Genomic DNA, 16075 nt, shown 5'->3' with positions numbered 1-16075 from the left:
GCTTTTAAGAATATTTGCCAAGTATATATGTAAGGAAAAGCTATGGTATCTCCTCTTGTTGAAATGCAACACATCCACAAGAGTTTTAATGGAGTTCCTGCTCTTAAGGACATCTCTTTTGATATTAGACCAGGAGAGGTACATGTTCTTTTAGGTGAGAATGGTGCCGGAAAATCAACACTTATGAAGATTTTAAGTGGCGCTTATACTCCAGACTCAGGAAAGATTATTATTCAGGGCATGCCTTTTAGCAGACTGACTCCTGAGTTAGCTCAGGCATCAGGAATAAGTATTATCTATCAAGAGCTTAGTGTTATTAATGAGTTAAGCATTGAAGAAAATATTTTTTTAGGCCGCATCCCTATGAAAAAAATTATGGGTCTGAAAGTTACCGATAACAAAATGATGTCTGAAAGAACAAAAGCCTTAATGGACTCAATAAATCTTTCAGCAGATCCTACTACACCAACATCAAGATTAAGTATTTCTGAAAAGCAGATGCTTGAGATTGTTAAGGCTGTGGCCTTTAATGCTCAGGTTATTGTAATGGACGAGCCAACTTCATCTTTGACCGAAGAGGAAGTAGGTAAACTTTTTGAAATTGTTAAAAAATTAAAGGCAGCTGGCAAAGGTATTGTTTATATCAGTCACAGACTGCGCGAGTTAAAAGAAATAGGCGACCGTATCACAGTGCTTAAAGATGGCACATCTGTAGGTACCATGGATATTAAAGACGTTACCATTGATCAGTTAATTACAATGATGGTAGGTCGTGAGCTAAAAGAAAGCTATATTCCTGAAGATAAGTCAGGTATTACCAGTGAAAAGATTCTTGAGGTTAAACATCTTTCAAGAAAGGACAATACAGTAAAAGATGTAAGTTTCGACCTCTTTAAGGGAGAAATATTAGGTTTTTCTGGCCTCGTTGGTGCCGGCCGTACTGAAACAATGTGCGCTATTTACGGTGCTGCACCAAAAAGCAGTGGCGAAGTAATTTTATGTAATAAAAAACTTAGTATTGATACTCCTTTTGATGGTTTACGTGAAGGTATTGGTCTTGTAACTGAAAACAGACGTGAAACAGGATTTTTCAAAAACTTCAGTATCAGCCGCAATATTATTCTTTCAAGACAGCTGCAAAAAGCCAGCCTTGGTGGAGTGTGGGGTCTTGTAGATGACAGTGACGAGGTTAAAGTTGCAAATAAGATGATAGGAGATCTACAGATTAAGTGTGTAGGTCCTGATCAGAATATTACAGAACTCTCTGGTGGTAATCAGCAGAAGTGCATTTTGGCAAAATGGCTGTCATCTGATGTTAAATTAGTTATTTTTGATGAGCCAACAAAAGGTATTGATATTGGCACTAAGTCAGAAATATACAAGATTATGCGCAAACTTACAGAAAAGGGTATAGGCGTAATTGTGGTATCCTCTGAACTTCCAGAACTTCTGTCTATCTGCGACAGAATAATTGTAATGAAAGAAGGATCAATAACTGCAACATTTGATTCATCAGAGGCAACAGAAGAAAAACTAATTAAAGCAGCAACCATTGGCTCATAGGAAAAGATCATGGACAAGAATTTAAAGAAAAAAGATTTTAGCTACTACTGGGATAAATACAGCACTGTATCTATTCTGTTTCTGCTGGTTATTGTGTTCTCAGCTCTGCAGCCGCAGGCTTTTATGACAACCAATAACTTTATTAAGATTATCGAGCAGAGCTCAATTAATATTTTAATTGGCTGTGGTGAGTTTTTTGCAATTCTGCTTGCTGGTATTGACCTGTCAGTTGGCTCTGTAATGGCCCTGACTGGCGTATGTACAGCCAAACTCATGCAGCTTGGTGTAAATCCATGGCTAGCTGTACTCATAGGTACAATACTTTTAGGTGCCAGTATCGGTTTTATAAACGGCTTTTTAGTAAATAAAACAGGTCTTCACCCATTTATTATTACAATTGGTACACTCTCTATATTCAGAGGTGTAACCATGATTGTAGCAAATTCAAGAACAGTTTCAGGTATTCCTCCTGAGTTTACAAGACTGGTTGGCGGCAAACTCTTTGATGTTCTGCCAATGCCAATAGTAATATCTCTGGCAACAGCTGGTATTCTGTTCTTTATCACAATGAAGACACAGTTTGGCAGAAATCTGTATGCCATCGGCGGTAACCCTCAGTCAGCATGGTATGCAGGTATTAATGTAAAGCGTCATGTTTTAATTGCCTTCATGATTTCAGGTGTGTGTGCTGGCCTTGCTGGTCTTGTCAACGTGGCTAGACTAGGTGCCGCAGAGCCAAATGCCGGTACAGGCTATGAGACATTTGCTATTGCCGCAGCAGTAATTGGTGGTACCAGCTTCTTTGGTGGTATTGGCTTTATTCCTAAGGTTGTAGTCGGTGGTCTTATTATCGGTGTTATTAACAATGGTCTTAACATGGCAGGTGTAAGCTCTTTCTATCAGCAGATTGCTATGGGATCATTGATTATCGTAGCAGTAACTCTAGATAGATATTTCGGCGCCAGCTCTAAAGTAGGTATTAAATAAAAAAGGAAAAAAAATATGAGTTCAGAATTTTCAGTAAGTCTTATGTGCATGGATTATCTGCACATTGAAGAACAGATTTTAGCCCTTAATGATGAGACTGATTACTATCATGCTGACTTAATGGATGGTCACTTTTGTAAAAATATTACAATGTCACCTGATCTTATAGCAGCCATCACCAAGGTTTCTAAAAAGCCAATGGATGTTCATCTTATGACTGTACATCCTAATGACTGGATTGAGCCTCTGGCCAAGGCAGGTGTTACAACTATCTGTCCTCATGCTGAGACAATCAACACTGATGCTTTTAGAACTATCAATCGTATCAGAGACTTTGGCTGTCAGGCAGGTATAGTGTTAAATCCTGCAACACCAATTGATGTAATCAAACATTATATCAACAGACTTTCTATGGTAACCATCATGACTGTTGATGTTGGTTTTGCCGGACAACCTTTCATTCCTGAGATGCTTGATAAAATCAAAGCTTTGGTCAAGATGCGTGAAGAGCTCAATCTTAACTTTAAAATTCAGATTGATGGAAGCTGCAATAACAAAACCTTTAAGCAGTTACATGAAGCAGGCGCAGATATTTTTATTCTTGGCTCTTCTGGTTTGTTTAACAGAGATAAGAATATACATACTGCTTTTGAGCAGTTACGCCATGACTTTAAAGAGTTAACAGGTCAAGAGGTATAAAATTGAGCAGCCAATATATACTTGGCATTGATATCGGTGGCACCCATATCCGTATGGGTGCTGTTGATGAGACTTTCAAGGTTCACTTTTTTGAAAAGACCAAGTCTCAGCCGATATTAGATACAGAAGCCCCACTTGATAGACTTTGTTCTTTAATCACTGAATTTGAAGAAAAGCACAGTATCAAGCTGTCTGCTGTATCTATCGGCTTTCCATCAACTATTGATGCGCCAAGACGTAAAGTAATCTCCACTCCAAATATAGCTTCTTTGCAGAATTTGGATGTGGTTGATTTTATAGAGAATAAATTAGGTCTAAGGACCTATATCAACAGAGACGTAAATTATTTACTTCTGTCTGATTTAAATAATCTTGAGTTAAATCCAACTCCTAGCTCCGTATGTGGTTTTTATATAGGAACCGGAATTGGCAATACCATTATGATCAATAACAGACTGTTGATTGGTAAGAATGGTAAGGCTGCCGAGCTTGGACACACCCACGTTATCGGTTTTGACGGACAGTGTGGCTGTGGCGGTAAAGGCTGTGTCGAGCTTCTGTCAGGTGGTCTTGCTCTGGCCCGTATTCAAAGGGAGTATTTTAAAGATACTCTTATTGATGACATATTTACTATGCATGCTGATACTGAGGTTATTGATAAGTATATTGATGATCTTGCAGCTACTGTATGCAATGAAATAGTGATAATAGATCCTGAACTATGTCTTTTTGGAGGCGGCGTCATTCAGATGGCCAATTTCCCAAAAGAACGCTTTGAAAAGTACATATATAAATATGCAAGAAAACCTTGTGAAGAGGGCAGCATAAGTATTGTCTATGTAGAAGATAATCCAGAGTCTGGAGTTCAGGGCGCAGGTATTTATGCCTTTAAACGTATTAATGACAGTAGTTATTTGTAGGAGAGTTATATGAAGATTGCACTTGGTAGTGATCATGTAGGAAGAGAACTTAAACTCAAATTAATGGAGTGGTTTGATGAGATTGGTATAGAGTACAAAGATTTTGGTGCATATACCTTTGATCGTTGTAATTATCCAGAGTTTGGTTATCCTGCAGCTAAAGCCGTAGCAGACAAAGAGTTTGATCGTGGCATCGTTATCTGTGGTACAGGCGTAGGTATTTCTCTCTCTGCAAACAAGGTCAAGGGCATTAGATGTGTATGTTGTTCTGAACCATATTCTGCCTTGTTATCAAGACAGCATAATGACACCAACATGCTGGCAATGGGATCACGTGTTGTAGGTTTTGATCTTGCAAAAATGATTGTTAAGATGTGGCTTGAAGGTGAATATGAAGGCGGAAGACATCAGGTCAGAGTCGATCAGATAAGTAAGATAGAAAATACAGGTAGTCTTTAACACATACAAATAAAAGGCAGAAACTAAAAAATCTGCCTTTTTTTATGGAGAATTCACCGTTCTATCAACATATTCTAACAACTAGTTGTCTGCTATACTGTCATAAAAAGATTCATATTTAACACTAAAGTATCTGCAGTGATCCAACCGTTGCAAACTTTTTAACAACCTGCAGTAAAGAGTTGTTGCACAAATTAAGCAAATTAGGGCATAAATGTCTTTCTTACGTGTAAACTTTCAGTATTAAAATTGAAAATTGAGCTAATGCTCTGAGGCTACTATGGGACAGGGTTTTTTTATTACAGCAACCGGAACTGATTTAGGTAAAACATATATAAGTGCTCTTATCTGCAAGGAGCTTAAAAATAAGGGTTTTAAGACAGGTTATTATAAGGCTGCCATTTCTGGAGCAGAGGATCTGTATAACAGTGATGCCTCATATGTGGCCTTAAGGGCTGGCCTTGATTTACACAATGATGTAAAGGTCTCCTATCTGTTCAAAGAGCCGCTCTCTCCGCATCTTGCTGCCCGCCATGAGCAGGTCACAATTGATAGGGAAATTATCAAGTGTGATTATCATAATATACTGCTAAAAAAGGATTATGTGCTGGTTGAAGGATCTGGCGGTATTGTCTGTCCTTTATCTCTTGAGGATGGTGACAGATTTATGCTCTATGATATGGTTGGCATGTTAAAGCTGCCATCATTCATTGTTGCAGATGCAGGGCTTGGTACTATCAATGCCACCATTACCACCATTGATTTTATGCAAAGCAGGGATTTAAAGGTGGCCGGCGTAATCTTAAACAACTTTGATCCGTCAGATGCCATGCATCTTGATAATCTTCGCAGTATTGAGCTTTTAAGCTCCTGTGAGGTTGTTGCCACAGTGCAGAAAAATGGTGAGAGACTGCAATATACTCATGAGTTTTTAACAGATTTTATATAGATATGACAACTGTAGATGTAGATTTAAAGTATATCTGGCATCCTGCTGCACAGATGAAGGATTATGAAAAATTCAGACCTCTTGCTATTAAGAGAGCACAGGGTGTCTACCTTTATACAGAAGATGGCAGGGAGATTCTTGATATTATAGGCTCCTGGTGGTGCAGTCTTTTAGGTCACTGCAATGCGCGTATCAACAAAGCTGTCACAGAGCAGCTTTCTAATTTAGAGCATGTGATTTTTGCCAACCTTACCCATGAAGGGGCGGCACGCCTGGTACAGCGACTTTCTAAGATTCTGCCTCCAGGCCTGTGCAAATTTAATTTTGCGGACAATGGCTCATCAGCTGTTGAGATGGCATTGAAAATAGCATTTCAGTATTGTGCACAGACGGGCAGGGAGCGCAAGATAAAGTTTGCCTGTCTGGAAGAGGGTTATCATGGTGAGACTATAGGCGCTCTGTCTGTAGGCTCTATGGATAAATATACAGCAGTATACAAGCCTATGATGATGGAGAGTATTCATATCAAGGCTCCTGACTGTTACCGCTGTCCCTTTAACTGCACAAGAGACAATTGCAAAGCCTTATGCCTGTCATCTGCAAAGGAGAGTATTGAAAAGCATGCTCATGAGCTGTGTGCGCTTATTGTTGAGCCTCTGCTGCAGGGTGCTGCCGGTATGCGGGTTTATCCTGAGATTTATCTTAAGGGGCTGCATAAGATCTGTAAAGATAACGATGTTTTATTTATTGCAGATGAAATTGCCACAGGGTTTGGCAGAACAGGTGAGATGTTTGCTTGCAGCAAGGCTGATATCAGCCCTGATATTATGACCTTGTCCAAAGGTCTTACAGCAGGCTATATGCCAATGTCTATAGTCTGCACCACACAGCAGATATTTGATGCCTTTTATGATGACTATCAAAAGGGTGTGGCCTTTATGCACTCACACACCTATGCTGGCAATCCATTAGGCTGTGCCTGTGCCAATGCAGTACTTGATATCTTTGAAGATGAAAATATTCTTGATGAGGCCAGGGACAGCGCTGCATTTTTAACCCAGGTGTTAAATGACAGATTTGGCGGACATAAGAATGTTGGAGAGATAAGACATATAGGTCTTATTCATGCCCTAGAGCTTGTAGCTGACAAAGATAGCAAGGCTGCTTTTGATCCAAAGGCGCGCACAGGATATAACATATACAGACACGCTCTGCTTGAAGAGGGGTTGCTGCTGCGCCCAATAGGTGATGTTCTATACTTTAATCCAGCTTTGAATATTAAAAAGGAAGATCTGTTAAAGGCTGTTGATAAAATGAGCAGATCTATTGATTATGTCCTAGGCAAGTAGTTATCTGCTGCCAGATGCTCCTGTATGGCATTTATTTTACAGATGCTAACAGGGGCAGGAGGTAAGGGCTGGCTGTATAAATCTTGGCTGAAAATCTGAGAGTATAGATAGTGAAGGAACGGATTTAAGAGGGGTGAGATCCTAGTTTACATGGCTCCCCGTTCCTTCACAGTTTTTAATTTACTTTAATAATCTTATTAAATCGTAATTTATATATGGCTTATTTCTGATTATAGATTCAGGGCAAAATAAGAGTTTTTTATTTACCAATGAGTTTAATGCCTTTCTTGCTGTAATAATACTGATATTCTCTGAATCAGATAAAAGCTTTGCGGTTATAGAAGTATTGGCAAAAGTAGATAGCCAGGCTTTCTCTTCATATTGTGTTGAGCAATTATGAAGACCGCTTGTTGCCAATTGTTGAATTTTACGTACCTTATCTAGCAAAAAAACTGACATTCTGTTTGTACTCTCTAAAAAGAAGGACAGCCACGTAAACCAATCTGGATTTTCTCCTCTTACTCCATTGAGAAAATCATAATAGCGTAATCTTTCCTTTTCCAGCTCCTCACTTACTAAAAAAATAGGATCATTTACAATACCAAATTTGACGGCCATTAAAGCTATTAAGATACGACCTAATCTACCGTTTCCATCTAGAAAAGGATGTATGGATTCAAATTGTGCATGCATTACTGCAAGCTTTAAAATAGGATGGGCTTGTTCATCAATTACAAACATATCTTCCTGTTGTCTATTAAAGCTGCTATGTTTTACACCATTTACATAATACTCTAGGTTTTCCATATAAGAAGATATTTGATTTGCCGGCACTGGGATATATACAGCATGCTCTATCTTTGAATCAGGACCAATAAAGTTTTGAATTTTTCTAAATTCACCTTTTGCGCTATTAGTGCCTCTTGCATTGTTCATCAGAATACTATGCAATGTTGTAATTAATCGGGTTGAGAATGGCAAACCTTCATTTATTATCAATTTAAGGCCTTCATTTAAGGCTAATTGATAGTCTATTACTTCCTGTAGTTCTAACTGTTTACGCTTATCTTTTTGGACATCAATCATATCCGAGAGCGTTACCTGAGATCCCTCTATTCTGTCGGAGTTGATTGGACAGATTCAGATAAAAATAACAAAGATAAAAGATGGCTGCCTACTGCAGAGAATTTTAATTCACTTTTTAACTCACCTATTGTATTAACAATAGTTGTAATCTGAGACAGCAGATTCAACCCTTGTCTCATAGTGACAGCTGGAGGTAGCATATGTAAGCCTTGTTTTGCCATAATACCACCAATATTTTTAAATAAATTTTTTATAATTATATATCTTACAATCAAATATTTGCATAGTTAAGATAACAAATAAAACAATATAGCTTTAATGTTTAGATAGTGTTTTAAATTAAGAAAACTTTAATTGAGCAATAGCCTCAGCAGGATCTGTCCCTTAAAGTACGTATATAGATAAGTATAGGTGCTATATTTTTTTCTGACTATATCTTCACTCTCTATAAGGGATTTTAATTTATACAGATCTTTGTTCTATCACCTGCTTTTTTAGCATCATTAAAGTGATCTGGCGTCCCAACTAATTAGCGAGTGATTATTCTAATACGTTGAAATTTAATACCTTGGCCAACAAGGCCGTCAATTGATTTTATAAATATCGATGAGGATTGTATCTGTTTATTAAATGATGCTTTAAAAACTAAAGATCTAAAATATGTTCTGACGACTCTTTGCGTACTGGCACGGTATAAGGGGATGTCCAAAATTGCTAAAGAGAGTAATACCAATAGAGCGCATCTGTATAAAATATTAAGTGAAAATGGAAATCCTTCTGCTAAAAAACTTATGCAGATAATGGATGTTCTTGGTATTGAACTGTCTGCAACTTTAAAAAAACATAATAATTTAAAAGCAATTTAGGTATACGCTATGAAGCTAGGTTTTAGTGATTTTGATGCTGCTGAATTTATTAATGATGAGCAAGATATTTTTTTATACTTTAAAAGCAGCATTTGAAGCGGATGAAGGTGATGGTGCTCTTATTTGTGAAGCTCTCAATGATATAGCAAGAGCACTTGAAATGAATGAAATATCCAAAAGTAGTGGAGATGCAAGAGAAAGCCTTTATAAATCTTTATCTTCTGTACGCAATCCTGAATTTGGCACTATATTAAAGATTTTGCGCCCACAATCTAAGACTTACAGTAGAACAACTAAAAGCACAAAATAATATTTAAGCATAGGCAAGGAAAAATTAAAGAATAGGTTTATAACCCTGAGATCGCAGGGTAAAAATACCTAGTTTTTTTTATTTTTCTTTATCCTACCAAAAATTCCTTGTTATCAATCAAATTTTTTTTGAATTATTTTTCTAAATGCCTTGACTTTTTTCTTGTTTTATGGTACGATTTACCCAATAGGAGGACATCATGGCCAGTAAAGATAAGAATCAAAATCACCCAGTTTTCAAGAACGTTGTTGCCAGCAAGAGAACCTATGCCTATGCTCTCTTGCAGGGGAAATCTGTATGGAATGCTGAAAAAGGCTATTCAACCCGTGTGGCACCAACTCAGATTGGATCTATCAAAAGCAAAGATGGTATTGGTGAGTGTGTTTTTAGTATTAACTTTCTCTCTGAAAATCCTGAGTTTATTCCATGGAAGGTTATACGTGTGGGACAGGGAAAGTTTGAGTACGAAAGACGCTCAGAAGCTGAAATCAAGGAAATAAAACAAAAACTTGCCGACTCTCAGGATATTTTGGATGATATTAAAGCAAATCCATCTAAACCCGGCATACGCACCAAGGCCTCTGTTGCTAGAAATTCTGGCTCTGCCACCCACAAGACCTGCGGCACTGCTCGTAAGTTTGGCGATTATTATCTGCTCAAATCCTTTATGGATAAGATGCCATCATTTAATATCCTTAAAAAGATTATGCCTGATGACAAATACATCCTGCTGGTATACATGATAATGACCTGTCTGTCCAAGGGTATTAAATCTATATCTTATGAGATTGAGGCTTTTGTCAGAGAGCACGCTCTTGATTTAGATATAAACTCTTATAAAGATCATATACAGAGACTGTATAAATACATAGATGAAAACGGCGTTATAAACGAGTTTGCCAAATTTAAAACTCAGTATCATAAAAAGAAAAATGGCAATAAGCACATGCAGTTTCTGGCTCTTGATGGTACTAACGTAGATAATGCCGGCAACTGCCTGACTAAGGCACAGTACGGCAAATCTAAAAGCGGTACAGACAACAAGGTTATTAATTTTATAACACTGGTTGACCAGAGCACACATGAGCTGTTTTCCACTGTTACATATGCAGGCAATATTACAGATGTGCTGACTGTGGAGTCAGTATGCAGGCAGCTTGTGGACAGAGGCGCCGGCGACAATATATCTTTAGTCTGTGACAGGGGATTCTGGTCTATCAACAATATCTCGGCCATGCTTGAGCATAATATATCCTTTGTGTGCAACTGTAATATAGCCAAGAGCAAACTTATCAAAGAGCAGGTAGATGCAATATCACGCGATCTGCTAAGAGACAGGGGTCTGGTTTTTAGCAGTAGCGCAGATATTACAGACACTGCGCCTAAACTGCTTGCAGGAAAGACTATACAGCTCCCATGGTCTTATACACAGAAGATTCTAAGTAAAATGGCAAGAGAAAATAATGAGTCTTACAAGCCTGTAAGGCAAAAGGAGAAAACTCTGTATGTACACTTTATTTTCTCCCGCGAGATATATGAAGAGAGCATGAATAAATATAGGGTTTTAATCAAAGAGCTCAATGATGCCTATGATATAGCCAGCAACTGGCAGGAGGTTATTGCAGGTAAAGAGCCATCTGAGCTTACTGCCGCTCATACCAATCTTTTAAAAGACAAGCTCGTTGATTTATTTCAATATAGTGATGAGGTTGCAGACACTGACTCCTCTTTTGACAAAAAGGAGCAGCCTCAACAACACTATTACCCAAGATACTATGTCATATCAAGGCTATGCAGACAAATAGCCACCAGAGTTCTGGTTTCTGACTGTGTGGATAATGTTATTGAGGCAAATGAAATATATGCGCAGAGAAATAATGTAGAGGTGGGCTATAGTATAATTAAAGGCGAGCTTGGAGGCTCTACACTCAATGCCTCCACCGATAAGACAGTAAATGCCAAAGTATTCATACTGTCTCTTGCATCAGAGGTGCAAAGACAAATGCTCGAGGCTAATAAAGTCTTTAATAAAGAGCAGATTAAAAACAATCTGCCTCCTGTAAAGCTTTGTCATAACTCATTTAGAGGCACACTGCGCTCTCTGGAGGCTATAGAGGCCACTATTGATAAAGAAAATGGATCTATAATATTCTCTGGAGGAATATTAAAAAGGCAGTCTGAGTTAATACGCTCATTTGGCATTGAGCCATTAGATACGCTGACACGTGCAGCATATGCCAAAGAAGAGGGTTTTAGCTTTAAACGATAGTTAAAAAAAGAAGATCTGGTCGCGTCCGGCGACCGGCTTCTGGTCATGAAATTAAGATTGATTCTCGGTATGTTTGGTGTGCGATCTTAGGGATACGCTGACACGTGCAGCATATGCCAAAGAAGAGGGTTTTAGCTTTAAACGATAGTTAAAAAAAGAAGATCTGGTCGCGTCCGGCGGCCGGCTTCTGATCTTGAAATTAAGATTGATCCTCGGTATGTTTAGTGTGCGATCTTAGGGTGATTTAGGTGAAATTATACGGAATTTTTTTAATGTGGTAGCTACGACGGGAATCGAACCTGTGACCTCAGCATTATGAGTGCCGCGCTCTGACCGACTGAGCTACGTAGCCACATTAAAAGTTTGGCAGGGGTACAAGGATTCGAACCTTGGAAATGGCGGAATCAGAATCCGCTGCCTTACCGCTTGGCTATACCCCTATTGTGACAGAGTCCTAAAAAATATCCCTTTGGCAGGGGTACCTGGGTTCGAACCAGGGCGTGGCGGGATCAAAACCCGCTGCCTTACCACTTGGCTATACCCCTAAGGTCTCTGTGTTTTTGTTCTTTTGTCTCAAGAACGGTGCTCATTATAAAGTAATTTAAAACGCTGTCAACAAAAAATTTAAAAAAATTTTATAAAAAATTTTAACATATTGATATATAAAGAAAATATGCATGAATTTTTCCTAAGAAAAAAGGCTTATGTTTTTATATATAAATTAATCTTAAGCAAATACCCTTAAATATATATTAATTCGGCCAGTATATGCTTTTGCCTAGCATGTTCTATACATACAGATCTTTATTGGTCTATTTTTATCAGTGTAGTGAAAAAATATAAAAAAAGTAATAATATAAATGCTGTTTTTTACTGTAAATATCGTGTTTATGTAAGTTGTGCACTACTATGAACCACTTGAGCAAAGCATGTCATTAATTGCTAGTATATGCACACTATAATTATTTTGCAGTTATATAAGTTTTTAGGAGCACGGTGTGATTCCACGCGTCGAGAATTTTGATAAATTAAAGGCTGACTATCAGCTCTATGTCAATGAACTTAAAAGCTCTGCATTTGCAGGTGATGTTGAGGACAGGTACGAAGCCCGTCTTTTATGTGCAACTGATAACTCAGTCTATCAGCTCCTTCCGCAATGTGTAATTTTTCCAAAAACAGCAAGTGATATACAGACTGCTTTGTCACTTGCCTCAAAGAAGTGTTATAAATCTATTGTTTTTGCTCCACGCGGCGGCGGTACCGGCACTAATGGTCAGTCACTGACCCACGGTATTATGATTGACTGTTCACGCTACATGAAGGGTGTAAGCGAGTTAAACCCGCAGTTGCGTGAGGTTACAGTGGAGAGTGGTGTCATCAAGGATGAGCTAAACGATCTGCTGCGTGAGCACAGGCTGTTTTTCTCACCTGAGCTTTCAACATCAAACCGCGCCACTATAGGCGGTATGATAAGCAATGATGCTGCAGGTCAGGGCTCTAATGTCTATGGCAGAACCTCAAATCATGTCAAAAGTGTCAGCATGGTATTGGCAGACGGCTCTTTAGAGACCTTTAAAGAGGTAAGCGGAGACGAGCTCAAATCCTGTCTGTCCCGTGAGGGTTTTGTAGGCGATATCTACAGAAAGTGTTACAGAATTTTAAAAGACAACAATGCAAGAGTAAAAGAGGTTTTTCCAAAGTTAAACCGCTTTATGACAGGTTATGATCTTGATCATGCCTATGATGCATCTACTGATACTTTAAATCTTGCCCGTCTTATATGCGGTGCCGAAGGTACCTTAGGTGTAGTTACATCCATTACTCTTGATCTGACTCCAATGCCTGAGTTCAGAGCTCTTTTGGTAATTAAATATGACAGCTTTGACTCGGCTTTGCGTCATGCCATGCCTCTTATCAGAGCCGGAGCGCTGTCAGTTGAAACTGTTGACTCAAAGGTTTTAAACCTGGCCAAAAAAGATCCTGTCTGGTATTCAGTGCGTGAGTATATTCAGGAGGTTGAGGGCTTTGATATTCAGGGTGTGAATATTGTTGAGTTTGCAGGTGCCGATGCCAAGGCCGAGCAGAGCAAGATGCAGAGTCTTTATGAGGATATATTAAAGCAGACTCAAAAAGAGGGCAAAGAGCGTGGCGGTATTATAGGCGCGCAGATTACAGACAGCGCTGCAGGCATAGCTGCAGTTTATGGCATGCGCAAAAAGGCTGTAGGTCTTCTAGGCTCGGCAGCAAGCAAAGAAAAGCTTGTGGCCTTTACCGAGGATACAGTGGTGCCGCCTGAGCATCTTGCCGACTATATTCTTGAGTTTAGGGCACTTTTGGACTCAATGGGTGTGGATTATGGCATGTTTGGCCATGTGGATGTGGGTCTTATGCATGTGCGTCCGGCTCTTGATCTGACAAAAGAAGAGGATAAGCAGAAATTAATAACCATCTCAAATGAGGTGGTCAAGCTTATTGACAAGTATAAAGGTCAGATGTGGGGAGAGCATGGACGAGGCTACAGATCATGCTTTGGCGAGATCTATTTTAAAGATCTCTATCCTGTGGCAAGAGAGATAAAGGCTGTCTTTGACATGGATAACAGATTAAATCCAGGCAAGATCTGTGTACCTCTTGGCATGGAGGGCTCACTTGTAGCGCTAGACAGTGTAATGCGCGGCGATCTTGACCGTCAGATACCAATATCGATACGAGAGAATTTTGAAAATGCCATGAACTGCAATGGCAACGGTCAGTGCTTTAGTTATCAGCAAAGCTCTCTTATGTGTCCAAGCTACCGCTACACCAAGGATCATGTCAGATCGCCAAAAGGCTATGCAGGTCTTATGCGCGAGTGGCTGCGTCTTATGGCCAAAAATGGTATCAATATTAATGCCATGGAGCTTGAGACTCTGACACGAACACCAAATCCTGTGCACTTTGCCAGACGTGTCTACAATACAATATGCGGCAAAGATGACTTTAATAAGGCCTATTATGAAAATATAAAGACCTGTGTAGCCTGTAAATCCTGCAAGACACAGTGTCCGGCCCATGTCAACGTAGCAGATTTAAACTCACGTTTTCTTGCCATGTACTATGACAGATATCTAAGACCTAGCATGGATCTAGTTGCACTGCACGCTGAGGTGCTGCTGCCATTGATGTCACGTTATCCAAAGCTTTTCAATCCAATTCTAAAAAGCTCGCTTAATGCCTATCTTGTCAAAAAGATCTTCAAATTTGTAGATCTGCCTCTCTTTAGCTCAGTGACACTGCACAGAGCCTGTCAGATGCACAATATTGCACTTCTTGATACTGATGGAGCTTTAAAGAGCAAGGCTGATGTGGTTATTGTCACTGATCCGTTTACAGCCTCATATGAAGTTGACGGTCTTGTTGAATTTGCGCTGTTTTTACAGAAGGTAGGCTATAGCGTGGTGATGCTAAAGCCTTATGTCAACGGCAAGCTGCGCGTGGTGCGCGGTGATAGACGCGGCTTTATAAACTTTGCAGCAAAGCAGGCTTCAAGACTGCAGCGCCTGTCTGATGCCTCCATGACTCTTGTAGGCTTTGATCCTGCTCTGACTATATGTTATCGCGATGAGTACAAGGAGCTTTTAGGCTCACGCCGTGGTGATTTTACCGTCTATCTGCCAGAGGAGTTTTTAGAGGCAGGCTTAAAGGAAGGTCCTCTGCATGACTTTATTGCAAGACACAAGGACAGATTAAAGGCACTGAGCACTACTGAGGACTTTGGCAAAACCTGGTATCTTTTTGCCCACTGCACCGAGCAGGCGCTGCTGCCGCGTGCCGTTCTTATGTGGCAGCAGGCCATGTCAGCCTTTGGACTGACTTTACTGCCAATACCTGTGTCATGCTGCGGTATGGCAGGTATGCATGGACATATGGCTCACAATCAGGATGAATCTTATTCTGTATGGCAACAGGGCTGGAAAAAGGAGCTTGATAAGCGTGATTTTGATGCCTGTCTTGTCACCGGTTTTTCCTGCCGCTCTCAGGTTTTAAGGATGGAGGGCAAAGCAGCAAGACATCCTGTTTATGTCCTTTATGACTTAGTGGAGAAAGTTGAATGACCAAAAGAGATCTGTTCTTTTATGCAGTAGGCTCTACAGCATTTTTTATAGTCGGACCGTGCATTATGTTGGTGCTAAAACACTTTTTTTCTGCACCATTTTTGCCAGATACAACATTTATGCCTGTTGTAGGTTATGTCATGTGTGCCCTGGGAGCCTTCTTTGCCGTATGGTCAAATGTTGAGCTGGTGCGCGTCGGTAAAGGCTGTGCAGGTGTTATAGGTCCTGTCAAACTCATGACCGAGACCAAGCATTTGGTCACCTCAGGCCCTTATGCCCTGTGTCGCAATCCCATGCATCTTGGTGTAATATTGTTTTACCTGGGGCTTGCTTGTGTTATCAACTCTTTGGCCTCTCTTGTATTACCGCTTGGCATGATTATCTTTGCCTTTAGTGTGGCAGTGCTCTTTGATGAAAAGAGACTGATGAGAGACTTTCCTGATGAGTATGCACAGTGGTCAGCACAGGTACCAAGGTTCATACCGAGGTTAGGATTGTTTAAATAGAAAAAATTAGGAGTTCAT

General features: G+C 39.7%; 14 protein-coding genes and 3 tRNA genes. 12 read left to right on the top strand and 5 right to left on the bottom strand.

The window, feature by feature from the left end; genetic code table 11:
• Nucleotides 1-42: 42 nt before the first annotated feature.
• From DRZ93_RS09055 to bioA, 7 genes are all read left to right on the top strand, one after another.
• Nucleotides 43-1563, top strand: a complete 1521-nt coding sequence (locus DRZ93_RS09055) for a sugar ABC transporter ATP-binding protein (protein WP_113746402.1) — start codon at nt 43-45, stop codon at nt 1561-1563.
• Nucleotides 1564-1572: 9 nt separating this feature from the next.
• Nucleotides 1573-2550: a D-allose ABC transporter permease gene (gene alsC, locus DRZ93_RS09050; protein WP_113746401.1), complete on the top strand. Its 978-nt coding sequence runs from the start codon at nt 1573-1575 to the stop codon at nt 2548-2550.
• A 15-nt stretch (nt 2551-2565) separates the two neighbouring features.
• A complete protein-coding gene (alsE, locus tag DRZ93_RS09045; RefSeq protein ID WP_113746400.1) occupies nt 2566-3249 on the top strand; it encodes a D-allulose 6-phosphate 3-epimerase in 684 nt (227 codons plus the stop codon).
• 2 nt (nt 3250-3251) lie between these two features.
• Nucleotides 3252-4169: an allose kinase gene (alsK, locus tag DRZ93_RS09040; protein ID WP_172458162.1), complete on the top strand. Its 918-nt coding sequence runs from the start codon at nt 3252-3254 to the stop codon at nt 4167-4169.
• 9 nt (nt 4170-4178) lie between these two features.
• The gene (rpiB, locus tag DRZ93_RS09035) at nt 4179-4628 is read left to right on the top strand and encodes a ribose 5-phosphate isomerase B (protein ID WP_113746398.1); all 450 of its coding nucleotides are present in this window, start codon (nt 4179-4181) and stop codon (nt 4626-4628) included.
• 280 nt (nt 4629-4908) lie between these two features.
• Nucleotides 4909-5577, top strand: coding sequence for a dethiobiotin synthase (bioD, locus tag DRZ93_RS09030; protein ID WP_113744804.1), 669 nt, complete (start codon nt 4909-4911; stop codon nt 5575-5577).
• Between the two features lie 2 nt (nt 5578-5579).
• Nucleotides 5580-6926, top strand: coding sequence for an adenosylmethionine--8-amino-7-oxononanoate transaminase (gene bioA, locus DRZ93_RS09025; protein WP_113746397.1), 1347 nt, complete (start codon nt 5580-5582; stop codon nt 6924-6926).
• Nucleotides 6927-7106: 180 nt separating this feature from the next.
• Here the strand turns inward: bioA and DRZ93_RS09020 are convergent, their stop codons facing one another.
• On the bottom strand, nt 7107-8012 hold the full coding sequence (locus DRZ93_RS09020; RefSeq protein WP_218564283.1) for a Fic family protein: 906 nt from the start codon (nt 8010-8012) through the stop codon (nt 7107-7109).
• Nucleotides 8013-8038: 26 nt separating this feature from the next.
• A complete protein-coding gene (locus DRZ93_RS13710) occupies nt 8039-8233 on the bottom strand; it encodes a hypothetical protein (RefSeq protein WP_218564282.1) in 195 nt (64 codons plus the stop codon).
• Between the two features lie 342 nt (nt 8234-8575).
• Here DRZ93_RS13710 and DRZ93_RS09015 point away from each other — a divergent pair, with 342 nt between their 5' ends.
• From DRZ93_RS09015 to DRZ93_RS09005, 3 genes are all read left to right on the top strand, one after another.
• Nucleotides 8576-8878, top strand: coding sequence for an addiction module antidote protein (locus DRZ93_RS09015; protein WP_113746396.1), 303 nt, complete (start codon nt 8576-8578; stop codon nt 8876-8878).
• Nucleotides 8879-8912: 34 nt separating this feature from the next.
• Nucleotides 8913-9188 (top strand): addiction module antidote protein, encoded by a 276-nt coding sequence (locus tag DRZ93_RS09010; protein WP_342767048.1) that lies wholly within the window; start codon nt 8913-8915, stop codon nt 9186-9188.
• Nucleotides 9189-9387: 199 nt separating this feature from the next.
• Nucleotides 9388-11457: an IS1634 family transposase gene (locus DRZ93_RS09005; protein WP_113746395.1), complete on the top strand. Its 2070-nt coding sequence runs from the start codon at nt 9388-9390 to the stop codon at nt 11455-11457.
• Nucleotides 11458-11732: 275 nt separating this feature from the next.
• Here the strand turns inward: DRZ93_RS09005 and DRZ93_RS09000 are convergent.
• From DRZ93_RS09000 to DRZ93_RS08990, 3 genes are all read right to left on the bottom strand, one after another.
• Nucleotides 11733-11809: transfer RNA gene (locus DRZ93_RS09000), tRNA-Met, on the bottom strand.
• Nucleotides 11810-11821: 12 nt separating this feature from the next.
• Nucleotides 11822-11897, bottom strand: a tRNA-Gln gene (locus DRZ93_RS08995).
• A gap of 30 nt (nt 11898-11927) precedes the next feature.
• Nucleotides 11928-12002: transfer RNA gene (locus DRZ93_RS08990), tRNA-Gln, on the bottom strand.
• Nucleotides 12003-12455: 453 nt separating this feature from the next.
• Here DRZ93_RS08990 and DRZ93_RS08985 point away from each other — a divergent pair.
• On the top strand, nt 12456-15551 hold the full coding sequence (locus DRZ93_RS08985) for an FAD-binding and (Fe-S)-binding domain-containing protein (RefSeq protein ID WP_113746394.1): 3096 nt from the start codon (nt 12456-12458) through the stop codon (nt 15549-15551).
• A complete protein-coding gene (locus DRZ93_RS08980) occupies nt 15548-16057 on the top strand; it encodes a methyltransferase family protein (protein ID WP_113746393.1) in 510 nt (169 codons plus the stop codon). The genes DRZ93_RS08985 and DRZ93_RS08980 overlap by 4 nt, the downstream gene beginning before the upstream one ends.
• The last annotated feature ends 18 nt before the right edge of the window (nt 16058-16075 follow it).

The organism is Anaerobiospirillum thomasii, from assembly GCF_900445255.1.
GTDB classification, from domain to species: Bacteria; Pseudomonadota; Gammaproteobacteria; order Enterobacterales; family Succinivibrionaceae; genus Anaerobiospirillum_A; species Anaerobiospirillum_A thomasii.
The sequence above is the reverse complement of the archived record's forward strand: the minus strand, read 5'-3'. Positions and strand labels throughout refer to the sequence as shown.

Excerpts from the sequence above, each read along its gene's own strand:
- DRZ93_RS09055 (WP_113746402.1), top strand. The coding sequence starts at position 43 with ATGGTATCTCCTCTTGTTGAAATGCAACACATCCACAAGAGTTTTAAT.
- alsC (WP_113746401.1), top strand. The coding sequence starts at position 1,573 with ATGGACAAGAATTTAAAGAAAAAAGATTTTAGCTACTACTGGGATAAA.
- alsE (WP_113746400.1), top strand. The coding sequence starts at position 2,566 with ATGAGTTCAGAATTTTCAGTAAGTCTTATGTGCATGGATTATCTGCAC.
- rpiB (WP_113746398.1), top strand. The coding sequence starts at position 4,179 with ATGAAGATTGCACTTGGTAGTGATCATGTAGGAAGAGAACTTAAACTC.
- bioD (WP_113744804.1), top strand. The coding sequence starts at position 4,909 with ATGGGACAGGGTTTTTTTATTACAGCAACCGGAACTGATTTAGGTAAA.
- bioA (WP_113746397.1), top strand. The coding sequence starts at position 5,580 with ATGACAACTGTAGATGTAGATTTAAAGTATATCTGGCATCCTGCTGCA.
- DRZ93_RS09020 (WP_218564283.1), bottom strand. The coding sequence starts at position 8,012 with ATGATTGATGTCCAAAAAGATAAGCGTAAACAGTTAGAACTACAGGAA.
- DRZ93_RS13710 (WP_218564282.1), bottom strand. The coding sequence starts at position 8,233 with ATGGCAAAACAAGGCTTACATATGCTACCTCCAGCTGTCACTATGAGA.
- DRZ93_RS09010 (WP_342767048.1), top strand. The coding sequence starts at position 8,913 with ATGCTGCTGAATTTATTAATGATGAGCAAGATATTTTTTTATACTTTA.
- DRZ93_RS09005 (WP_113746395.1), top strand. The coding sequence starts at position 9,388 with ATGGCCAGTAAAGATAAGAATCAAAATCACCCAGTTTTCAAGAACGTT.
- DRZ93_RS08980 (WP_113746393.1), top strand. The coding sequence starts at position 15,548 with ATGACCAAAAGAGATCTGTTCTTTTATGCAGTAGGCTCTACAGCATTT.